Origin of the sequence: Terribacillus jepli (genome assembly GCF_047228925.1) — a bacterium.
Classification (GTDB): domain Bacteria; phylum Bacillota; class Bacilli; order Bacillales; family Amphibacillaceae; genus Terribacillus.
In genome coordinates this window covers 216,590-239,212 of sequence record NZ_JBFEGH010000001.1, presented here as the reverse complement: position 1 = coordinate 239,212, position 22,623 = coordinate 216,590, and the positions used below count along the sequence as shown (strand labels likewise).

At 43.1% G+C, this 22,623-nt stretch carries 21 protein-coding genes; 13 read left to right on the top strand and 8 right to left on the bottom strand.

From position 1 onward, the window contains the following. Positions 1 to 49 precede the first annotated feature (49 nt). Together AB1K91_RS01235 and AB1K91_RS01230 are read left to right on the top strand one after the other, a co-directional pair. Positions 50 to 601 (top strand): RNA polymerase sigma factor, encoded by a 552-nt coding sequence (locus AB1K91_RS01235; protein ID WP_413087512.1) that lies wholly within the window; start codon positions 50 to 52, stop codon positions 599 to 601. Between the two features lies 1 nt (position 602). Beyond that, positions 603 to 1,979: a DUF4179 domain-containing protein gene (locus tag AB1K91_RS01230; RefSeq protein ID WP_413087511.1), complete on the top strand. Its 1,377-nt coding sequence runs from the start codon at positions 603 to 605 to the stop codon at positions 1,977 to 1,979. A gap of 40 nt (positions 1,980 to 2,019) precedes the next feature. Here AB1K91_RS01230 and AB1K91_RS01225 read toward each other — a convergent pair whose 3' ends face one another. Further along, positions 2,020 to 3,351: a hemolysin family protein gene (locus tag AB1K91_RS01225; RefSeq protein ID WP_413087510.1), complete on the bottom strand. Its 1,332-nt coding sequence runs from the start codon at positions 3,349 to 3,351 to the stop codon at positions 2,020 to 2,022. Positions 3,352 to 3,658: 307 nt separating this feature from the next. Between AB1K91_RS01225 and AB1K91_RS01220 the strand changes: the two genes are divergently transcribed. Both AB1K91_RS01220 and AB1K91_RS01215 read left to right on the top strand, forming a co-directional pair. Continuing rightward, the gene (locus AB1K91_RS01220; protein WP_413087509.1) at positions 3,659 to 3,865 is read left to right on the top strand and encodes a DUF3951 domain-containing protein; all 207 of its coding nucleotides are present in this window, start codon (positions 3,659 to 3,661) and stop codon (positions 3,863 to 3,865) included. Further along, entirely contained in the window at positions 3,862 to 4,920 is a 1,059-nt protein-coding gene (locus AB1K91_RS01215) for a tartrate dehydrogenase (protein WP_413087508.1), read from the top strand. Before AB1K91_RS01220 ends, AB1K91_RS01215 begins: the two co-directional genes overlap by 4 nt. 37 nt (positions 4,921 to 4,957) lie before the next feature. Here AB1K91_RS01215 and AB1K91_RS01210 read toward each other — a convergent pair whose 3' ends face one another. Both AB1K91_RS01210 and AB1K91_RS01205 read right to left on the bottom strand, forming a co-directional pair. After that, entirely contained in the window at positions 4,958 to 5,371 is a 414-nt protein-coding gene (locus tag AB1K91_RS01210) for a YjdF family protein (protein ID WP_413087507.1), read from the bottom strand. A gap of 352 nt (positions 5,372 to 5,723) precedes the next feature. Next, entirely contained in the window at positions 5,724 to 6,770 is a 1,047-nt protein-coding gene (locus AB1K91_RS01205) for an NAD(P)/FAD-dependent oxidoreductase (protein WP_413087506.1), read from the bottom strand. 210 nt (positions 6,771 to 6,980) lie between these two features. On the opposite strand from AB1K91_RS01205, the gene AB1K91_RS01200 reads away from it, so the two are divergent. The 4 genes from AB1K91_RS01200 (at position 6,981) to AB1K91_RS01185 (ending at position 11,801) form a co-directional block, all read left to right on the top strand. Next, positions 6,981 to 7,895, top strand: a complete 915-nt coding sequence (locus tag AB1K91_RS01200; protein WP_413087505.1) for an iron-hydroxamate ABC transporter substrate-binding protein — start codon at positions 6,981 to 6,983, stop codon at positions 7,893 to 7,895. 42 nt (positions 7,896 to 7,937) lie between these two features. Next, positions 7,938 to 8,933, top strand: coding sequence for a FecCD family ABC transporter permease (locus tag AB1K91_RS01195; protein ID WP_413087504.1), 996 nt, complete (start codon positions 7,938 to 7,940; stop codon positions 8,931 to 8,933). Continuing rightward, a complete protein-coding gene (locus AB1K91_RS01190) occupies positions 8,930 to 9,934 on the top strand; it encodes a FecCD family ABC transporter permease (protein WP_093726166.1) in 1,005 nt (334 codons plus the stop codon). Before AB1K91_RS01195 ends, AB1K91_RS01190 begins: the two co-directional genes overlap by 4 nt. Positions 9,935 to 10,457: 523 nt before the next feature. Beyond that, positions 10,458 to 11,801: a DUF5068 domain-containing protein gene (locus AB1K91_RS01185; RefSeq protein WP_413087503.1), complete on the top strand. Its 1,344-nt coding sequence runs from the start codon at positions 10,458 to 10,460 to the stop codon at positions 11,799 to 11,801. A 174-nt stretch (positions 11,802 to 11,975) separates the two neighbouring features. On the opposite strand, the gene betA is transcribed toward AB1K91_RS01185, so the two are convergent. After that, the gene (gene betA, locus AB1K91_RS01180) at positions 11,976 to 13,658 is read right to left on the bottom strand and encodes a choline dehydrogenase (protein ID WP_093726167.1); all 1,683 of its coding nucleotides are present in this window, start codon (positions 13,656 to 13,658) and stop codon (positions 11,976 to 11,978) included. Between the two features lie 181 nt (positions 13,659 to 13,839). Then, positions 13,840 to 15,312 (bottom strand): betaine-aldehyde dehydrogenase, encoded by a 1,473-nt coding sequence (gene betB / locus AB1K91_RS01175; RefSeq protein WP_413087502.1) that lies wholly within the window; start codon positions 15,310 to 15,312, stop codon positions 13,840 to 13,842. A gap of 273 nt (positions 15,313 to 15,585) precedes the next feature. Here betB and cudC point away from each other — a divergent pair, with 273 nt between their 5' ends. The 3 genes from cudC to licT all read left to right on the top strand — a co-directional run bounded on the left by cudC (position 15,586) and on the right by licT (position 18,322). After that, positions 15,586 to 16,137, top strand: coding sequence for a choline uptake/conversion transcriptional regulator CudC (gene cudC / locus AB1K91_RS01170; RefSeq protein WP_413087501.1), 552 nt, complete (start codon positions 15,586 to 15,588; stop codon positions 16,135 to 16,137). A 189-nt stretch (positions 16,138 to 16,326) separates the two neighbouring features. Then, positions 16,327 to 17,196, top strand: coding sequence for a glycine betaine ABC transporter substrate-binding protein (locus AB1K91_RS01165; protein WP_413087500.1), 870 nt, complete (start codon positions 16,327 to 16,329; stop codon positions 17,194 to 17,196). 280 nt (positions 17,197 to 17,476) lie between these two features. Then, positions 17,477 to 18,322 (top strand): BglG family transcription antiterminator LicT, encoded by an 846-nt coding sequence (gene licT / locus AB1K91_RS01160; RefSeq protein ID WP_413087499.1) that lies wholly within the window; start codon positions 17,477 to 17,479, stop codon positions 18,320 to 18,322. A 33-nt stretch (positions 18,323 to 18,355) separates the two neighbouring features. Here the strand turns inward: licT and AB1K91_RS01155 are convergent, their stop codons facing one another. The 3 genes from AB1K91_RS01155 to AB1K91_RS01145 all read right to left on the bottom strand — a co-directional run bounded on the left by AB1K91_RS01155 (position 18,356) and on the right by AB1K91_RS01145 (position 20,670). Continuing rightward, entirely contained in the window at positions 18,356 to 19,393 is a 1,038-nt protein-coding gene (locus tag AB1K91_RS01155) for a ribonucleotide-diphosphate reductase subunit beta (RefSeq protein ID WP_413087498.1), read from the bottom strand. Beyond that, positions 19,381 to 19,830 carry a flavodoxin gene (locus AB1K91_RS01150; RefSeq protein WP_413087497.1) on the bottom strand — a complete coding sequence of 150 codons (450 nt, stop codon included), beginning with the start codon at positions 19,828 to 19,830 and terminating at the stop codon, positions 19,381 to 19,383. The genes AB1K91_RS01155 and AB1K91_RS01150 overlap by 13 nt, the downstream gene beginning before the upstream one ends. Before the next feature lie 417 nt (positions 19,831 to 20,247). Beyond that, positions 20,248 to 20,670: an NUDIX hydrolase gene (locus AB1K91_RS01145; RefSeq protein ID WP_413087496.1), complete on the bottom strand. Its 423-nt coding sequence runs from the start codon at positions 20,668 to 20,670 to the stop codon at positions 20,248 to 20,250. A 117-nt stretch (positions 20,671 to 20,787) separates the two neighbouring features. On the opposite strand from AB1K91_RS01145, the gene AB1K91_RS01140 reads away from it, so the two are divergent. After that, positions 20,788 to 21,996, top strand: coding sequence for an MFS transporter (locus tag AB1K91_RS01140; protein WP_413087495.1), 1,209 nt, complete (start codon positions 20,788 to 20,790; stop codon positions 21,994 to 21,996). A gap of 28 nt (positions 21,997 to 22,024) precedes the next feature. After that, a complete protein-coding gene (locus AB1K91_RS01135) occupies positions 22,025 to 22,468 on the top strand; it encodes a MarR family winged helix-turn-helix transcriptional regulator (RefSeq protein ID WP_413087494.1) in 444 nt (147 codons plus the stop codon). Positions 22,469 to 22,623 lie beyond the last annotated feature (155 nt).

The window sequence follows — 22,623 nt, the reverse complement described above, 5'->3', positions numbered from 1 at the left end:
AACATATTTGCCAATTGGATTCTCTAATATGTGGAAAGGAGGCAGTGAAGTGAAAATAGCAATTTTAAAAGATATGCAAATGGAGAGAAAAATGGATTTAACACTTTCAGCAATAAATGGTGATAAAGAAGCATTTTCATCACTGATTCAAGAAAACAAACGGAACTTATATCGTGTAGCGAAAGGAATATTACATCATGAAGCCGATGTCGAAGACGCCATTCAGATGACTATCTTAAGAGCTTATGAAAATATAGGAAAGTTAAGAGTGGCTGATTACTTCCGAACCTGGCTCATTCGAATACTCATCAATGAATGCAAGAGTATGTTAAAGAAAAAAAACAGAACGGTTTATTTAGAAAACATGAACCAGGAAGCAGTTTCTTATACGGATACATATGAAAATCTGGAGTTACAGGAAGCTCTCTATTCACTCAAGGATAAACTGAGAATTGTCACCGTACTCTTTTATTATGAGGATCTATCCACAAAAGAAATTGCAAGATTATTATCCATACCTGATGGAACGGTTCGCTCCAGATTATCGAAAGCGAGAGAACTTTTACAAAAGAAATTAAACGAAAATAGAAAGGAGCAGTAAAATGACAAATGAATTTGATGAAAACTTCAAACGCAAATTGAAGGGGTATCCTAATCAAATACCTGAACGCCTTCAGGCAAAGATAGACGATACTTTGGCGAATCTACCTGAAAAAACGCCATACAGAAGAAGAAAGAAGACGACAATCTCATGGGTTGCTGCTGCTATTCTCGTAATCGCTTTGGTGAGTATTCAATTGAATCCATCTTTAGCAAGCAGTATTGGCGTTCCTAATTCGCTTATAAATAAACTATCACTAGGTGATGATTTTGAGAAAGTGGCTAATGAGACTAACATCATGCAAGAAAGTAATGGTGTAAAAGTATCTATCACCAATGCGATTTTTGATGGCTATTACTTACTGGTGTCCTATCATGCGGAAAGTGAGCAGCCTTTTTCAGTAACACCAAGCCTCTTCCCGGAAGAAGCCAAAATTGTATATGACGATTTTGAGTCGAGCATCTCTCCCTCAAATGAAACAGGTGAGTTCCTGGATAAAAATAAGAAAGCTTATGATGGTATGGTGGCTTTCCCTTTAAATACAGAGACATTCACTGTCAGTGATGCTGATATACATATAGATCGTGACGCAAGTCTAGTAGAAGGTAATCAAATCAACATATCAGATCTGCCAAAACAATTTGAGCTGCAAATGAAAGCAACCTCTTTAGGCCAAGAAGAGACTGCACAGATAAAAGGGGAATGGCAATTTGCAATTCGAGTGGATACGAAGAAAGCAGCAAATAATAGCAAGACTGTGGAAGTGCATAAAAATCTACCTGAGCTTGGAACAGATGTAAAAGTAGAGAAATTAGTACTAACTCCTATTAGAATTCACTTGCAAGGCGTACAGCATGAAGAATCCGGCAAAATCGACTACCTGCTGGAAGACAACCATGGAGAGTCAAAACATTGGTTAAGCGGGTCAGTTGGAGTCGGTAAAAACGGTACTGAAAGAATGTTGAGCGACTTTGAGAATAATAATCCTTTAATGGGATCCTTAAAAATTATCCCATATAAATTGGATATGGACGCCAAATTGACAAAAGAAAATTCAACTGTATTCCAGCCAAATGGAGAAACAAAGCTACCTATAAGTAAAAGCCACGACATTACCATTTCCAAAGTAGAAGTGAAGGATGGCAAAACATATATCTCCTATCACACTGATGTCCCGGTAAATGAATATCTGCCTTTCATCATCAAAGATAAAAACGGAGAAGACCATATTCGAATATTAGAGGAAAGTGTCCACTCACACGCAAATAAAGATGCAATTGCAGTTATGGAAGGAAATCTATTAGATGGAGAGTATACTATCTATAATCCAAATACGTATTTCTTTGATGAAGCATTTACGGTAGATTTGGATCAATAGCAGCAAAAAACGCCGCCCCTGCAGGCAGGGCGGCGCCTTTTTAATTGGAGATGCTTTCTTCCAGCTGTTCAATCTGGGTTTGCTTGCGCATTTCCACTTCAACGATTTGGTGATTTTGCATTTCGGTTATTTCCCAATCATAGCCATGAGCTTCAATTACGCGATGCTCTTCGATATTGCGCAGATTGGTGAGCATCCAGCCGCCGATTGTATCGACTTCTGCTTCGTTTACAAAACGGATGTTGAACTGCTCCTCCACTTCCTCCAGCAATACCCGGCCATTGAGACGGTACTTATTCTCGGTAACTTTTTGGATATCCGGCTTTTCATTGACATCGAATTCGTCACGGATTTCCCCGACGATTTCCTCCAGCATATCCTCCATCGTCACGATACCAGCAGTTCCACCGTATTCATCAACGACAAGCGCGATATGGACACGCTTTTTCTGCATTATCAGCAGTGTGTCATTAAGACTCGTTCCTTCATGCACTGTCGGAATTGGGTGAATGAAGTCATCAAGTTTTTTATCCTCTTTTGAAGTGAAGTCGGTTAGCATTTCTTTGACGTTCACAAAACCATAAATCCTATCTTTATCTCCGTCTTCCGAAACAGGATATCGCGTATATTGGTGCTCGACCATCACTTCCTGGATTTCCTGGCGAGTCATGGTATCAGAGATTGCAATGACCTGTGTCCGCGGTACAAGGATATCCTTCACGACGCGATCGTTGAATGTGAAAATATTCTCCATATAATCCAGCTCAGTCTTGTTGATTTCACCGCTCTGGAAGCTTTGTGCCATGATGATCTTCAGTTCCTCTTCGGAGTGGGCCTGCTCATGCGCAACTGGTTTGACGCCGAACATGCGAAGAAATACGCGTGCAGATCCATTCAGTGTGTAGATGAAGGGTGCCATCAGCTTTCCGAACCAGTACAGCGGACGCGCCAGGATAAGCGTCATCTTTTCTGTGTACTGAATAGCCAATGTTTTCGGGGCCAGCTCACCGATAACGACGTGCAAGAATGTCACGACCGCAAAGGCAATGGCGAATGAAAGAATGGTAGAAAGAGATTCTGATAAACCGAAGTACTCGAATACTGGGTGTAATATCTTCTCGACAGTCGGCTCACCGAGTGCACCAAGCACTAGTGCAGTGACAGTGATTCCAAGCTGACAAGCAGATAAGTAGTAATCAAGATCACGGACAAGCTTCTGTACGACTAAGGCGGTCTTGTTCCCTTCCTCGATGAGCTGCTCGATTCGTGACATACGTACCTTCACGACTGCAAACTCGGCACCGACGAAGAATGCCGTCAGAATGATGAACAAGGCGACTAAAGCTAAATTAAGTGCTAATAATGGGTCCAAATTTTCCCCCTATACAGGGGTTCACCTCCGTAAATTGTGTTTACTGTCTATATTGGTGTCTTCTTCCGCAGCGGCAATATATTCCATACCTTCACCTTCCCAAGGGAATCGCCTCCTTTCAATCTTTGAAAAATGGCCTCCATCTCGTTACCGGGATGGAGGCCTTCTTCTCCGTTCTTTTATTAGCTTATCGAGATTATAAGGTATTTATGCAGTACTTTCAATCAAATCAGCGTGAAATAATTTCGAACTTTATTTCATTCAGGTAGAATAATAGTAAGCGTTAACAATATAGGGGGGGGATTGCATGCTCTTCTTATTATCCTTCACACTTTTTTTCTGTTTCGGAGTCATCCTGCTGCTTGGATTTAGTTTTTACAAGCGGATTCGCCATGGAGCTGTACCAGATAACAGCTACACACCGTTTGATTACATTACCTCTGCCTCACGGGATGAATTTCATGAAGAAAAGCAAGAAACAATCACAGAAGCCAAACAAGGAGGAGACGTATGAAGAAATTAAAGATAGCAAGCTTACCAGGAGATGGGGTTGGTAAAGAAGTAGTTCCAGCCGCACAAACCGTTTTGAAGGCGATTTCCAAGGTGCATGGCGGATTACAGTTCGACTTTACCGAATATCCATGGAGCTGTGAATATTACTTGGAGCATGATCAGATGATGCCGGATGATGCATTGGACAAACTCCAGGATGCAGATGCCATCTTCCTCGGGGCTGTCGGGAATCAAAAGCTTGTCCCGGACCATATCTCCCTATGGGGCATGCTGATTAAAATACGTCGTGAATTCGAGCAAGTGATCAACATCCGTCCCGCCAAGCTGTTGAAGGGCATCACTTCCCCGCTTGCCAACCCGAAGGATTTCGATTTGCTCGTGGTGCGGGAAAATAGTGAAGGCGAATACAGTGAAGTAGGCGGACGGATTTTCCGCGGTGAAGATGAAGTAGCGATCCAAAACGCCGTCTTCTCAAGACGTGGTTCCGAAAGAGCAATGCGCTATGCGTTTGAGCTGGCTGCCAAGCGCAGGAAGCATGTCACAAGTGCGACAAAATCCAATGGAATCGTTCATTCCATGCCGTTTTGGGATGAAGTCTTTCAATCCGTAAAAACAGATTATCCGGACATAGGGACAGACAGTCAGCACATCGATGCCCTTGCTGCCTTTTTTGTCACGCAGCCGCAGCGCTTCGATGTCATTGTTGCCAGCAATTTATTCGGCGATGTATTAACTGATATCGGCGCCGCTATCATGGGAAGTATCGGGATTGCTCCGGCAGCCAATATCAATGTGAATGGTAAGTACCCTTCCATGTTCGAACCAGTGCACGGCTCTGCACCGGATATCGTGGGTAAAGGAATTGCCAATCCGATTGGTCAGATTTGGACGGCAAAGCTGATGCTTGATCATTTTGGAGAAGAAGAGCTAGGCAATAAACTGCTGGATATTATTGAAGATGTGACAGCAGCTGGTATCCTGACGCCTGATCTTGGCGGAAAATATGGAACGAAGGAAATAACGGGAGCAATCGCGGAGAGGATTCTTAAACTGTAAAAAACGCCCCAGGCTGTGGTAGGTGCCTGGGGCGTTTTCATCTTCCCTTATGCTTTGCTTTTCTCTTCATGACCTTAAGCTGACGCTTGTGAGCCTTTTGTTGCTCCATGAATTCTCTTTTGTTAATTTGCTTCATCTTTTTCTTCTCTTCATAGCTTTGTTTCAAGGCCAGCTCTGCCTTCGTAGACAAGCTTGTTTTTTGGGATTCTTTAGCAGCTAGCCGTTGCAATCGTTTCGGGCTAATAGGTCTCTGCTTTTCCTCTTTGGATTGAATACCGGATCCACTTTTATTTTCTATCAAACCCAATAATTCGTGTTTAACAAAATACAAAACCTCTTCACTCTTAGGTTCCTTGCCGAATAAGTGTCTATACGCATAATAGCGCCCAGATGTTTCTATTTCGACAAGCCCTGCATAAAATTGCCCGTCAAAATATATTGTCAATTTCATACTTACTCCTCCTCTGTGCACATACTGGCATGATGGACATCCCGAGGAGGGAAGGCTACTAGCAAAAAATGCATCCGGACTACCAACCGAATTGTGATTTTTCACGCCGTGCAAACTTTCTTAGTTCAAGCTTAGCATCATCGTATACGCAGGAAAATCCTTATAAAAACAATTTATACTCTCCCTATCTCTACGCCATTGCTAACAGGTACGACTATCCCTGGGAAATCATCAATTCCTCAGACATACTAATGGTCTTTTGCCTTTCCCGGAAACTCAATCGGTATTCCTTTTCACGTTCTTGTGCATTCGACTAAATAAATGCAAAAAAAAGAAGCATAATGATGCTCCTTTACACTAATTTCTTCGCCAACTCGCGATTCCGCTGTTTGAACAGTACATTATGAGAAGAAACCATTCCCCATCCGTCTGCTGAAGGCTCTATATATTGTTTCGCTTTATTAACGGCATTGGCCGCATCCTGGAAGCAACCGGCGATGAGGTGGACTTTGCCATCATGCTTCAGGATATCGCCTGCAGCAAACAGACCAGGTACGGAAGATTCACCGCTTGGCGTTCCTGCGATATAGTAATTGTCCATTAACTTGATATCCACTTCACTGTTTTGAATCAGATCCATATCCCTATCATAGCCGTGATTGACAATAACCTCATCAATCGGTAAGTGCGTAATTTCATTGGTTTCATGATTTGTCAACTCGACACGTTCGATATGCTGCTGATTCGGACATGCTACCAGCTTCGTAATCGAAGTACATAGGAAGCATCGGGCACCGCTGCACATAAGACGCTCTACAGACGCCTCATGTCCTTTTAACGCTTCATTTCGATAGGTGACGTATACCTGTTTTGCAATCGGTTCTAATTCATTTGCCCAATCGACAGCCGAGTTTCCGCCGCCTGAGATAATGACTGTCTTATCCCTGAAGCGCTGCATGTCTTTAACTGTATAGTTAAGATTAGCAACCTCAAACCTTTCGCAACCTTCGATGGACAGCTTTTGCGGGTTGAGGATGCCACCGCCTACAGCCACAATGATTGTCTTTGAATAATGTATTGTACCACTGGCGGTGTGGAGCTCGAAAATGTTTTCATCATTGCGTTTGATACTTGTTACCTTCTCGTTCAATACCACGTCGGGATCAAAAGTCAATGCCTGCTCTGTCAGCTGATCAATCAGTTTGCCTGCCGGAAGCGGCGGTAATCCGCCCACGTCCCAAATCATCTTTTCCGGATAAACATGAAGCTTACCGCCCAGATAGGGCTGGAACTCGATGATTTTCGTCTTCATTTGCCGCAACCCACTATAGAAAGCGGAATATAATCCCGCGGGACCTCCACCTATGATCGTCACATCATATAGCAATTCTTCCTGCACACTGATTCCTCCTTTGATCCGATAGTGATAATCATTCTCATTAAAATATACCGGAAATAATTCTCAAAATCAATGTTGACATCCGAATTTTCTGCCTTTATGATGGAATTAAGCGAGATTGATAATCATTCTCATTCTCATCGTATGACCCTGTGCCCTGTCCCCCTAACAGGGCACTCCCCCCATATAGTACGAGGAGTGACATACATAATGAAAAAGCTATTCCCGATATTATTCATTTTATTGCTTGTTTTGGCTGCGTGTGGCAGCAATGATTCCGATGGGAAGGCGTCTTCATCGGATAATGGGAACGAAACAATTACATATGAATCTGAAGATGGTCCGGTTAAAGTACCTGCTGATCCGCAGCGTGTTGTCGTCCTTTCTTCATATGCTGGTGATTTGATTGATTTGGATATACCGATTGTCGGCGCGGATGCCTGGTCCATGCAGAACCCTCGTTTTAAAGATAGCTTGAAGGATGCAGAGGAAGTCACTGAAGATGACTTAGAAAAAATCATCGAGCTCAAACCGGACTTGATCATCGGACTTTCCGGCTTGAAAAATCTAGATAAACTAAAAGAAATTGCCCCTACGGTAACTTTCACTTATGGCAAACTGAATTATCTTGATCAGCATGTGGAAATCGGCAAGCTAGTCAACAAAGAAGATGACGCGCAGAATTGGGTCGATGACTTCACAAAGCGTGCAGCAGATGCTGGTGAACAGATCAAGGAGAAAATCGGAGCTGATGCAACGGTATCCGTGGTGGAGAATTTCGATAAACAGTTATATGTATATGGCGATAATTGGGGACGCGGAACCGAAGTGCTTTACCAGGCAATGGGCTTGAATATGCCACAGAAGGTGAAAGAGGATGCACTGGAAGCTGGCTACCTGGCATTATCGACCGAGGTATTGCCAGAGTATATGGGCGATTACGTGATCCTCAGTAAATTCGATGATACAGACACATCTGTTGAAGAATCCGAGTCCTTCCAAAACACTGATGCCGCAAAAAACAATCAGGTATACGTTGTAGACGGAGATGCCTTTTACTTTAACGACTCCAATACATTGGATTACCAGTTGGAGTTTATCAAAGAGAGCTTCCTAGGAAATTAGGAAGCTTTTTCCCTTATCCTTACATAGAAAGATGCGTGGCTGATGAAGAACATACCATTTGCTTGGAAACTTTTTGTTGGATTGATTTTATCTATTGCAGCATTCGTTTTAGCTTTATCTCTTGGAGCGGCAGATATTTCCTTACGTGATGTATGGAATGCGTTATTCAGCAGTCAGACCAATGATGACATCCTGATTATCCGTGAAAATCGGCTGCCACGTGAAGTCGGGGCCTTCTTTGTCGGGGCGGCTCTAGCGGTGGCAGGCGCCATCATGCAAGGCTTGACCCGCAACCCGCTGGCAGATCCGGGACTACTCGGTTTGACAGCGGGAGCAAATGCAGCACTCGCAGCTGCCATGGCATTTATACCTGGTGTGAATTATATCATTATCATCATTGCCTGCTTTATCGGTGCTGCCATTGGAGCTGGCCTTGTATTCGGGATCGGTTCCCTTCGCCTGGGCGGTCTTTCCCCGGTCAAGGTCGTGCTGGCTGGTGCCGCTGTATCCGCCCTATTATATGCGGTGTCTGAAGCAATCGGCTTGAGCTTTGAACTATCCAAGCAAGTCTCTGCCTGGACTGCAGGCGGCTTAGTCGGCGTCAACTGGAAACAACTGCAGCTTGTCATACCGATCATACTGGCAGGTATTCTATTGTCGTTATTCCTTTCCCATCAACTGACACTGCTCAGTTTAAGTGATGAAGTTGCAGTCGGGCTTGGTCAGAAGACATTCACAATCAAAGCGCTGTTATTCCTTGTAACGATCCTCTTGGCAGGAGCATCTGTCGCATTGGTCGGCAACATGACGTTCATTGGCTTGATGATCCCCCATATCGTCCGCTTTTTTGCCGGAACGGATTATCGCTATATATTGCCGCTGTCCTTCTTTGCCGGCGGAACCTTCATGCTTTTGGCCGATACAGCTGCCCGGACGATAAATGCGCCATATGAAACACCGCTTGTGGCCATCGTAGCCGCACTCGGTCTGCCATTCTTCTTATTCATCGTTCATCGGGGAGGTCGGGCTTATTCATGAAAACAGCTAAAAAAAGCAGACAGGCAATCCTGATGATATCCCTGACTGTTTTAATTCTGATCACAATCATCATCGGGATGGGACTTGGCCCTGCCTCCCTTTCCTATGATCGTTTATTGCCGACACTGCTCGGTAACGGGACCTTTCCCGAATCATTTGTTCTGTTTGATGTGCGGCTTCCACGCATCGCAGTCACCCTGCTTGCAGGGATGGCACTGGCGTTGGCCGGTACAATCCTTCAAGGTATCACCCGAAATGACTTGACCGACCCTGGTATCATCGGAATCAATTCAGGAGCTGGGTTGGGCATAGCAGTATTCTTCCTGTTCATGCCGATTGACGCCGGAAGCTTTGCATATGCCCTGCCTCTTGTCGGCTTTGCCAGCGCATTGGTGACTGCCATGTTAATTTATCTGTTTTCCTATAGTAAGAGATATGGATTGCAGCCAGTTCGACTTGTATTAGTCGGAGTCGGTTTTTCCATGGCGCTCTCAGGCTTGATGATCGTCTTGATATCCTCAGCTGATAGGGAAAAGGTCGATTTCATAGCCAAATGGCTGGCGGGGAATATTTGGGGAACGGACTGGCCTTTTGTCCTTGCATTGCTTCCATGGATAATCATTATTTTGCCGTTTACCCTTTATATGGCGAACCGACTGAATATATTGGCACTTAGCGAAGAAGTCGGAGTCGGAATAGGCGTCCAGCTTACCCGCGATCGTATCATATTGCTGGTGGCAGCAGTAGCCATTGCGGCAGCAGCCGTTTCAGTTTCAGGCGGTATCAGCTTTGTGGGGCTGATGGCGCCCCATATTGCACGGTCGCTTGTTGGCGCAAGACATCAATATGTCCTTCCTGTTGCCTCGCTGATCGGCGGCTGGCTCTTATTATTGGCTGATACGATTGGACGGAATATCGCAACAGCCGATGGACTTCCTGCCGGTATCGTCGTTGCCTTCATCGGCGCCCCCTACTTCCTTTATCTGCTGCTGAAAAAGTAATTACAGGATGCCAATGGCTAAGAAAAAAGAACTCTCTCACCTGATACAGGGGACAGAGTTCTTTTTTCTGTCTTTCGTTCCAAGGACTTGGACAAAGAAATTTGACAGAGGAATGCTTAATTTTACCCTCCGACATTCGTCTCAGCCGCAACCAGTAAAATCCATCACTATTTTCGTCCTGTAGTGCAAATCTCCTTCAAAATAGTTAGTTTACATGCACGCGAACCACTTTTTTCCATATTATGTATTGGGAATTCCCGCTTTATAAAAGGAATCATAATACAGGCTGAGATTCTGAGTTTCCTGATTTAATGCATGTTAGAAAGTATTTCAGGACATGCCAACTTGGAAAAGGAGTAATTAAATTACTGACTCTTCCAGTATTTAGTTAATTTATACTATGCTATTCATCCTGTCAGAAGAAAGGGGAGAAACATCTGATTTTTTACTACTTTTTGCTGATATTGTAAGAATATAGAACATGGTAACTTATCATTATAAGACTTGAATGGAGGATGAAAAATTGAATAAGAAATTAATGCTACTTTTTGGAGCAATACTTTCCATCTTCGTTATCAGTGGCTGCGGGATGGGTAACAAAGAAGCCAGCACAGATGAGAAACCAGCTGCTTCGGAGGATAACAAATCAGAGGAAAAAACTTCTGCAAGTGAAGATAACACAGCAGATACAACAACTGAGGCGGATTCCGAGTCTTCTGCCGATCAATCATCAGCTGCAAGCACTTCTTCTAATAATGATACCTTTAACGAATTGATTGATTACATGAAAACAACTACGGAAGCTGCTGATGCGACAGTATTTTATGAAGATTTAGAGCCACAAACACATGATATGGATGGAATTACTGCTTCCCTTGACGCATACTCGATTGTCGGTCTTAGCGACTTCCACACGGATTACAGCATCCCATTTAATGACGAGACCAATGGCGGCGTTGTCCTGGCTCAATTCACAATTACGAATGACACCGACCAAGATGTTCATTACATGCCATTTATGTACATGAGCATCCCTGGAGCACCAAAACAATACAACAACTACAGAAATATCCTTCCGGAAGAAGATCAACTGCCTACAAAACTAAGTCCGGATAATGAGTATTCACTTAAAGCCGGAGAGTCTGTGACTGGTACTTATGCGTATCCAATCGGTGAATCACATCTATACGCAGCCATCGAGGCTGGTGAAGGTACTATAGAAGTGCCAACAGCGCAAACCGATCCTGATGATATCAAAACAGCTATCGGGCGAAAAGGTTCGTTCTCAATCGATTTCAGCAGTATAGGTGCAGAAGAAACCGAAACCACTGGCTCTGAATCAGAGACAACCAGCTCAACAGATATCAATGAAGGCTTCTACGAGGATTCCGCTACCCTTGAAAATATGGGCGACAAAAAGATGCTGGATCAAAAGGAAGGTATCGGAGAGAGCCAGCAGCTTGGAGACACTACCGTAACGCTAGAAGGGTATCAATTTACTGAGTTCACTCCGAATATGGAGCAAGCGCCACGTTTTGAAGATTTTAACGGGGTAGTCTTGCTGACAGTCAAGTACACGCTGGATAATCAAACCGACGACAATATTGGGTTAAGCGGCTTAGGGTCGACGTTGACAGTCGATGACTCCTGGTGGCAGTTAAACGAAGGCATGCTGACCAACTATAGGGTTTCAGAAATAATTAAAAGCGGCGAATCAGGTGAATTGCTCCAAGTATATGTGCTGGATAAAGAAGAATACGATAAACTCTGGAAAGATAAATCCTTCGAGATAGAGCTTGGTCCGATTAGAAACGAAGACGCAGAGGATATTTCCAAAGGAAAAGAAGCAGTATTCCAGCTTAAGTAAATATCTACTAACCGATTTAAAACTATATCCCGAATGATTGACACGTAAAATACGTGCCCTCATTCGGGTTTTTCGTGTTTTATCGCCTCGGATAAAAAAAAGAGAAGGAACACTATCCTAATGCACTGCTTCACGAGCAATTACATTTTGACAGCTTCCTTCTCTTGGAAAACTTTATTTGGTTACAGTTCCTGCATCCGCTGGATGAACTCCATGGCGATAGAAATCGGCATAAATTGGCTCCAGTGGTTTTCGTCCAAGGATGAGGTCTGCAGCCTTTTCCGCCAACATCAATACAGGTGCATGGATATTGCCATTCGTAACATAAGGCATGGCAGATGCATCTACCACTCGTACATTCTCCAGCCCATGGACTTTCATTGTTTGCGGATCAACGACAGCCATCGGGTCTGAAGCTGGTCCCATTTTGGCCGTACAAGACGGATGAAGTGCCGTTTCAGCATCTTCTTTCACCCATTCCAAGATTTCCTCGTCTGTTTGAACAGTTGGACCGGGAGAAATTTCTCCTGCATTGTAGGATTTCATAGCAGGTTGGGACATAATCTTCCGAGTGACTCTTATCGCTTCCACCCACTCGCGACGATCTTGTTCAGTTGAAAGGTAGTTGTAAACCATGCTTGGATGCTCTTTCGGATCTTTCGAGCGAATCTTCAATGATCCTCGGGCATCAGAGTACATAGGTCCCACATGTACTTGGAAACCGTGATCCGTTGGCGCTTTTTGTCCATCGTACCGTACCGCTAAAGGAAGGAAGTGGTACATCAAATTCGGATAGTCAACATCCTCGTTGGAACGAACGAAACCTCCGCCTTCGAAATGATTGGTCGCTGCAGGCCCAGTTCGTGCCAGCAACCACTGTAACCCAATCCAAGGCATGCGTGCTTTATGTAAACTAGGCTGTTCGGAAACAGGAAGCGGACATGCGTGTTGGATATATACTTCAAGGTGATCCTGAAGATTTTCTCCTACTCCTGGAAGATTGACTACCGGTTTAATACCAAGTGAGCGAAGGTGTTCCGCATCACCAACACCTGATAGTTGAAGAAGCTGCGGCGTGTTGATGGCACCTCCTGAGAGGATGACTTCCCCTGCTTTAACGTGATGCGTCTTCCCGTTTCGTTGATATGTCAACCCAGTGGCCCGAGTACCTTCGAAATTGATGTGCTTCACGAAAGCACGAGTCTTCACCGTCAGGTTATCACGCTTCATCGCCGGATGCAGATAAGCGCGTGAAGCTGACAACCGCCTCCCTTTGTATACATGCTTATCAAACGGTCCGAACCCCTCCTGGCGAAAGCCGTTCACATCAGGCGTTCTTGAATAACCAGCCTGTACACCTGCGTCAAAGAAGGCTTGGAATAATGGGTTCTTCGCGGGTCCGCGTTCTAATTTTATAGGCCCATCGTGACCGCGTAGATCATCATCTGGTGATCCCAAAGCATTTTCTAAGCGTTTAAAATACGGAAGACAATGTGCAAAATCCCATGATTCCATTCCCTCATCGGCTCCCCAGCGTTCATAGTCCATCGGATTTCCTCGTTGATAAATCATACCGTTGATTGAACTAGAGCCGCCGAGCACCTTTCCTCGGGCATGCTTGATACGCCGACCATTCATATAAGGCTCAGGATCCGATTCGTATTTCCAATCATAGAGGCTTTTACCTGCGGGAAATGGCAAAGCTGCCGGCATTTGAATCAACAGGTCCCATGAATAATCACTGCGTCCCGCCTCTAAAATAAGAACACTTTTTTTCCCATCCTCACTGAGACGGTCGCCGAGTACAGAACCCGCACTACCGCCTCCAACGATGACGATATCATATGTTTCACTCATCTTCTGTTCCCCCTTGAATTTTAAATTTGGAAGGGTCAATAATAAACAGCTTTGTTCGATCCCCTTCTTCATTTATCAGATCTAGGTTTGTATAAAATCACTCATAACAACGCGGTAGCCCAAGCTCGAGCTTTCGATTGATGTTTGCTGACGATTCTTGAAAATCAGGAATGGCGGCGGCTTAGAACCAGTTAATAGGTTTAGGATTAAGGTTTTGGAAAATATGCTTTGTTTCCGTATATTCTTCCATCCCCAGTCTGCCAAGTTCGCGCCCAATCCCAGACTGCTTAAATCCACCCCACGGAGCATGGGGGAAATAAAGGTTGAAATCATTGATCCAAACAGTCCCCATGCGCATTTTCGCTACACAGCGTTCCGCTTTGGCACTATCTGTCGTCCAAACGCCGCCAGCAAGCCCATAAATTGAGTCATTGGCAAGCTTAACCGCTTCTTCTTCGGTACGGAATTTCTCCACTGTGATAATTGGACCAAAAGCTTCTTCTTGAACAATCCTCATGTCTGTAGTGCAGTCTGTGAAAATAGTAGGCAAATAGAAAAATCCTTTTTTCAATTCCGGATCTTCTGGACGCTTACCGCCAGCTGCTATGGTAGCTCCTTCTTCCATTCCTGCCTCTACATACTTTTCTACTTTCGCAAGGTGTTCTGCTGAAATGAGCGGCCCCATTTGGGTATCATCGTCAAATCCGCTACCCAGCTTGAATTTTTTCACTCGTTCCACTAGCGCTTTGACAAACTCATCATGAATGCTTTCTTCCACGATCAATCTTGTACCCGCAGAACAAATCTGTCCTGCATGGAAGAATACTCCGTTTAATGCTTGATCGACAGCTATCTCAAAATCTGCATCAGCAAAAACGATATTCGGATTTTTCCCCCCAAGCTCAAGCGCGAGTTTCTTCACATTAACGCTTGCTGCTTGCATAATTTTCTTCCCGGTAGCCACACCGCCTGTAAAAGAAATCAGGTCCACGTCCGTGTTATTAGCGAGCTCTGCACCAACTGTATCGCCTGCCCCAAGTACTAGGTTAACAACACCAGCGGGAAACCCAGCTTCTTCCATTAATTCGAATACTTTGATAGTAGTAAGCGGTGTGATTTCACTCGGCTTCATGATCAACGTATTTCCAGTCGCAAGCGCTGGAGCCAGTTTCCAAGACGCTTGAAGTAAAGGATAGTTCCAAGGTGTTATTTGCCCACAAACTCCAACGGGTTCGTGAACCACTTTACTGATAGAGTTGGAGACTGGAGAATTCACCAGCTCTCCGCCATCTTTATCGGCAAGTTCACCATAATAGCGAAACACATCAGCGATATCATCCATATCTCCAAGACTCTCTTGTAACGTTTTTCCAGTATCCAACGATTCTAAATGAGCAAGTTCTTGTTTGTCTCTTTCAATCAATTCAGCAATTTTCCTTACGACAGTCCCACGCTCGGTTGCTGGGACAGATGCCCATTCTCCGCTATCGAATGCTTTTCTTGCTGCAGCGATGGCTGCTCTCGTATCCGATTCATCCCCTTCTGGAACAGTAGCAATGATTTCCTGGTTAAATGGATTGATGATCTCACGCGTATTTCCCGAGATTGCGTTCACCCAATTGCCATTAATGTATTGTTGCAGTTTAAGATTCATATCTATCAACTCCAATTCCGAAGAAAATTAACTTTATTAAAAATTTATTTAACGTTTAAAACGATAACATGTCTTTTTAGGACTGTCAAAATAATTCAGAACAGCTTTTTGACAGAATGAGGCTGGGGGAGAATGGTTATAATGATCGGAATAGTGAACATTTGATCACAACCTTCATTTGACATTTAATCTGAGTACGTTAACATATAATCCGTAAATAAAATTTGAAAAATATTTAACGTGATTTACTTTATATCTTGAAGGAGCGGCATTATGAGTGAATCTACTGATAGATCCAAAACCAAAATAGAAGAAGCGAAAGATAAAGTCATTGGCGCCATTGCAGAGACGATGGATTTATATGGAGTAACACCAGCTACTGCAAATTTATATGCAATGATGTACTTTAAAGAACAGATGACGCTAGATGAGATGCGTACGGAACTTGAAATGAGCAAACCAAGTATGAGTACTGGCGTTCGCAGGCTCCAAGAAATAAAAATGGTGAAAAAAACATTTACCCGCGGTTCCAGGAAACATACTTATATTGCGGAGAAGAATTTTTTCCGTTCCTTTATGGGGTTTTATTGTCAGATGTGGGAACGAGAAGTGAATATGAATATGGAAGCAATTGAGGAATCTCAAAAAGAATTCATAGATATCATCAAAGATCCCACCAGCACCCCAGAAATTGTTTCCGAAGCAAAGAAATACTATGACCAATTAGAAGAATCCAAGACGTACTATAACTGGTTGGAAAGTTTGGTTACTAGTATAAGAAGCGAGCAGATATTTGATTTCTTACCAAAAGATCAACAAAAGTAATTGACAAGAAGCTTTCAGGCAGTCTATAGGAAGAACAGCAGCTATAGACTGCCAGTTACATAAATATTTCACTTTTCTCAATAAAAAGATAGTTTTACTTCACTCTTTTCGTTAAAAAAATTTTTAACACTTTTAACCATGGTTATATTTTAATTAATATACAAAAATACCAAAAGGGAGTTTTGCAACATGAATGAGTGGAAAAAAAGGCTTAGCCTTCTTGCAGCAATTCTAATGATTGTCGCACTGACTGCATGCGGAAGCCCTAGTGGAAAATCAAACAGTGAAAATGAATTAACGATTGGCCAAGTTAACTGGGCAGAAAATATTGCTGTAACAAATATGTGGAAAGTAATCTTGGAAGACAAAGGTTATAAAGTTGATTTAAAAAATTTGAACATGGGCGTTACGATGAAAGCATTAAAAAGCGGCGACTTAGATGCTAGTTTAGAAGTATGGCTGCCAGTCCAGGATGCAAATTATTTAAAGCAATATCAAGATACGGTGAATTTCTCGGATGCTACTTGGTATGACAATGCGAAAGTAGGACTTGTTGTTCCAAGCTATTTAAAAGAAATTAATAGTGTAGAAGACTTAAATGAGCATAAAGAACTTTTCGATAGTCAAATTGTTGGTTTTGATCCGGGCGCAGGTACAATGGAAGTTACGGAACAATTGATTAATGATTATAATCTTGATTTTGAATTACTAAAAAGCTCTGAATCTGCGATGCTGGCCGAAATCGGTGAAGCAATAAAAGAGGAAGAACCGATTGTAGCACCACTTTGGAGCCCGCACTGGGCATTCTCCAAATATGACTTGAAGTTCTTGAAAGATCCAAAAAATACATTCGGTGGCGCAGAAAAAATTCATCATGCTACGAGACAGGATTTTGAAGAAGATTATCCAGAAGTGAGTCAGTGGTTCAAAAATTGGAAGATGGATGAACAGCAAATTGGCGAGCTTATTGACTATGTAGAAAGTTCTGCAGACCCTCTTGATGGAGCTGAAAAATGGGTTGAAGAGAATCAAGAATTGATTAATGAATGGGTAAAATAAAAGTATAAATGCAAGAAATAAAGAGGCGGATCTCTCGTTTATCATAGAGAGATCCGCCTCTTTTTTATTATTGGCACATCGGCAGTTTGCTGTACTAGCACAGCAGCTTATCATGCGCGGGTTGTCATTTAAGATGAAAAGCTTCGGGGGGATTCGATGGAAGTAACTTTTTTGCTCATATAACTTTCACTTTATCTCGCTTTCGTTTATTGTAATCGTTATCAATTTCCTATACTATAGACCTAGATAGTTTATCCTTCATAAGGAATAGGTGGTCCTGATGCAGATCAAGCAAGTGTTGAATAATAACGTCATCACCGTCTTGGACGAGCAGGAACATGAGCTTGTCATCATGGGGCGGGGCATTGCCTTTGGCCGTAAAGCTGGCGATGAAGTGGATGACTCAAAAATCGAGAAGATATTTAAGCTCGATGATAAGGAAATGAACAAACGGCTGATGGAGCTGTTAGCTGAAATCCCGCTTTCCTTCGTTGAAGTATCCGAGGAGATCATCCGTTATGCCAAACAGCATACAAGTAAAAAGATCCATGACAATATTTACGTTAGCCTGACTGATCATATCTACTACGCTGTGGAGCGATTCCAGCAAGGTATCGATATAAAGAATGCATTGCTTTGGGAAACAAAACGGTTTTATCCGGATGAATACCGGATCGGACAACATGCCCTCTCGATAATTGCGGAGAAAGTCGGCATCATTCTGCCGGAGGATGAAGCAGGCTTTATCGCCCTTCATATCGTCAATGCTCAAATGAACGAAGACATGCCGGTAATGATCAATATTACGAAGTTCATCCAGGATGTCCTTCATATCGTCAAATTCCATTTTGGTATTGAATATGATGAGGAGTCGCTGGCCTATTACCGTTTTGTCACGCATCTGAAGTTCTTTGCCCAGCGGATTTTGAACCATCGCAATCAGAAGGAAGAAGATAATAGTTTATTTGAGATGGTGAAGAACAATTATAGCAGAGCCTTTGCCTGTGCCCAAAAAATCCAGTCCTATATCCAGAAGATGTACCAGGAGCAGCTTACGAATGAAGATCTGCTTTATCTGACAATCCATATTCACAGGATTGTCCAGAAAAAAGTGGAATACAGCTAGAGCCAGCCGTGTCTGGCTGGCTCTTTGCTGTTCTTATAGATCATCAAATCCGTTCAAATCACTAGTTTTCGTGTACTGACGAGATTTTTGCTCAAAGAAATCGGATTTTGTACCGTTGAAGTTATCTGTGTAAGCACGGATCCACTTCATCGGATTCTTTTCATAACCCTCATAAATTTCACTTAGCCCAAGCATACGCAGCATCTTATTGGCACGATATTTTACGTAGCCTTCCATATCATCCAGGTTGATTCCATCAATACCTTCCAGTACGTAACGGCTCCATCTAGTCTCTTGCTCAACAGAATGACGGAATTGATCGTATACCCATTCAATGAATTGCTCATTGTTGTATTCCGGATTTTCCGCTAGCGTCGCACGGAACAATTCACTGATGAAACGGCCATGATGCAGTTCATCACGATTGATGTAAGAAATCATGGTGGATGTTCCGACCATCTTTTGGTTGCGCGCCAAATTGTAGAAGAACGCAAATCCGCTGTAGAAGAATAACCCTTCCAATAGTGTAGAATATACCATTGCCTTAAGAACCGTCTCAATTGTCGGATTTTGTGCAAATTCATTGTAAACAGCCGCAATCCGCTCATTGCGCTCAAGCAATACTTTATCCGTGCGTCCTTCATTGAAAGAAGCAATCTGGTTATCATAATTAGTAACAGAAGCCAATACATACGTATAGCTGTGGTTATGCTCGCTTTCCTGGTCAGCGATCGTTGCCAGGATCGATTTTACACTAGGATCTGTCGAATACGCAGCGATTTTGGAGGCGATGTCCGTTTGCGGACCGTCCAATGTCGCAAGCAAACCAATGATTTTCAGGAATGCTGTACGCTCCTGTTCAGATAGATTTGCAAATTGCTTCGTATCCGCCACCATATTCACTTCATTCGCAGTCCAGAACAGACCGCGAATCGTCTTGCGCAATTCATAGAAATGCGGGTATGCAACATTATCCCAATGCAGGATTCCGCTTGCTTCCCCGTTGAATAATGCAGTAGATTTATTTGGATGCTTCGGCTCAAGCACCGTAGCCTTCATCAATTTAGCCATTCCAATACTCCTCTCGTCCATTCCAATACTTCTTCTTCTTGAGATCCCCTTGGTGACTGCTCTATCTTGAGCGGGGCAAACGGTGAATGATAGAATTTCGCCAGCTTATCCGCTGCCATACAAAACATATCATCACCACCGAACTGCGTATCACCTGTACCAAAGACAAATACATTCTTCGGCTTATACCCTACATCTGCTACAAAATCCTTCACATCAAATGGCGTGTCGCCGGAACCCCATGTATACGTGCCGATCAGCATCGCATCATAATCCGGCACATGCGGAAACGGTTCACTGCCATTGATGCAATAGAGTGTGACATCCTGCTGCTTACGTGTCAGTTCTTCCGCAATCATCTCAGCAACTTCCTCTGTGTTGCCGCTGACGGAAGCATATGCAATGAGTAATGTTTTTGTTTGGAGGGATTTTCGCATCGTGGCTGTTCCTTTATCAGAAAGTACCATCGTATCAGTCCAGTCTGTTCATCATTTTATCATAAAGCATGTCAATTCGATACTATGTTCTCTTCCCTCTATCTTATCAGAGAAAACTATATATGGATATACAACATTAGAAAAAATGCATATGTAGTATTATTCTGTTAACTTTATGTGTCCGAATCTGGATAGGTACACGAAAAAGCCGATTAAAAGAAACCTGCTCTTTATTTTTCGATCATTCTCTTCAATTCCCACTTTATGAGAACTGCCAACAAAACCAATACTTATATCCCCTCCACGCACAAAATATTCATAGAACCAATTACACAAAAGGACTGCAAATAACAATATATATCGTTTCAGCAAGTATTTTCCCAGTTTTCTTTTATTCATCGTATAAATCACGTTTACTCAGATAACGACACCTTCATCCACATAAGGAACGCCGTCCCCAAGCAGACTTTTAATTCCCCCTGGATGGTACATCATCACTTTATCCACTTCGTCGTAAGACATCCACACAGCTTCGGCTATTTTTTCCGAATCCTGTATCCGAATTTCTTCGCTGATCTGCTTGGCTTTAAATGTGACAAAGGTAGCATGCTCGTTATTCGCTTGCATCTTTGCCTCATTCACTGCAAGGATTGTCGTTACTTCTACGTCCAACCCTGTTTCTTCCTTTGCCTCCCGCACCGCAGCTTCAGCAAGCGATTCACCTTGTTCAACCAAGCCACCCGGTAATGTCCAGCTGCCATTCTTTTTGTTATGCACCATAAGAACTTGCTGAGTTTCTTCATTATGAGTCAACGCGTAGGCCACTCGTACTTCCTTCATTTTCATCCCCCTTATCCATCATCTCCAGTATATACCAGATAAATAATACTCTGTTGACAATAGTAGAAGAAGTATATACAGTTTAGTTTAGTTAACTTAATTAACGAGGTGTTTATAATGAAGGCTTTATTCACAAATAAGCAATTCAGCTGTCTCCTTTTCTCGGAACTTTTCTCGGTTTTGAGTTTTTCCATGTATATGATTACCGTATCCTGGTATGTCGTCGATGTTTTACATCATCCACAATATCTTGGGTTGGTCATGGCGGCAGCTTCTATACCGCGTATGATCACGATGATTATTGGCGGTGTACTCGCTGATCGCATCCAGAAATCTAAAATCCTGTTCAGCACCCAATTACTGCAGGGGCTGTTGATCAGTATCCTGCTTTGGGGGCTTGCCCATGATTCTCTAACGATAGCGTTATTGCTGGTTGTTTCATTTTTCATCGGCTGCTTGGATGGATTTTTCTTTCCTGCTCTTTCGTCTTTGATTCCCAGCATTGTTACCCAAAAAGAGCTGCAGCCTGCTAACACACTGATTCACAGTTCCCAGGAACTGTTCTATCTGGTCGGTCCAATTGCCGCAGGCGCCATCCTGCACTATTATGATTTCAGTGCTACTTTTGCGGTCAGCATCGCTGCTACTGCCATAGGCACATGCTTCGTATTCCCAGCATTCATCAAGGATTCCAAGCCAGATAAATACAAAGAAAAAACATCCTTTATTACGGAATTCAAAGAAGGATATCGCTACTTACGATCTTCTTCCATCTATGTATCTGCTATCAGCATCATCATCATTGTGAATTTCTTTGTATTCGGTCCGATGTTTCTCAGCCTGCCCATACTTGTCGAAGAACTCGGCGGCAGTGCACTGGATCTTAGCTTTTTAGAGGCCGGTTTCTCTGTCGGCTCCCTTGCAGCCACTGTCTTCCTGCTTTTCTTTACACTAAAAAAGAATCGAGGAAGAATGGTACTTTTCTTCCTGATTGCAAGCGTCTTAGCACTTGGGATTTTCAGTCAGATTCCAAATTTATATTGGCTGATTCCAGTAGCAACGATGATCGGATTTTTCGGTTTCATTACGTACATTCCTACTGATGTCATCATTCAGGAGAAAACAGATCCTGCCATGATGGGGAGGGTCATGAGTATCGTATTCTTGGCATCCACAGCATTCGATCCGATTTCTCAAACCTTGTTCAGTTCCTTGATGAGCATCGGCTTCTCTACACGAATACTGCTTGCAGCATTCGCTGGTACTGGGTTACTAATGGCAGTCTTAGTATTTGCAAAAGCTAAGAAATGGCGTAATATGCAATAAAGAAGCTGTTTTGGAAGGAACGATGCAAATGAATCATTCATATAAGGAAATTATCCGAAGAATGAATGAAGCGTATGAGGAGTTCGGCATTCTGATCTCCCAGGAAACAAAGAAACTGGATGAATTGGATTTAACAGTTCAACAGGAATACATGCTGTCTTATATCCAAAAAAATGAGCAAACTACTGCCAATGATATCGCAGCAGACTTCAGCATCTCCAAAAGTGCTGTGAGCCAAGTGCTATCTAAATTGGAAAAAAGGGAAATGATCACGAAGCAAGTCAATCCCACAAATAAGCGAGAGTACTTTTTGGCTCTTGGAAACAAAGGCCAGGAGTATATGGATAGTCTCAAGCAATTGGATGAGATACTCATCGATAAGTATTATTCCAAAATCGACCTTGATGAATTGCACCAAATGACAGAAACAATGGTGCGGATTAATGAAGTCATACGTAAACAGAAGCAATAGAGGTGACACCATTTGGTGACACCTCTTCTTTTTTAGCTCAAGCGGATAATTGTAAGAGATGCTCCAGTCGAGCCGCCACCATTGAGAGCTTCGTCTCTCTAATTTTTCGTCCACTTCTGCAATTTCCCAAAGTGCCAGTTCATGCAGCGAGATTG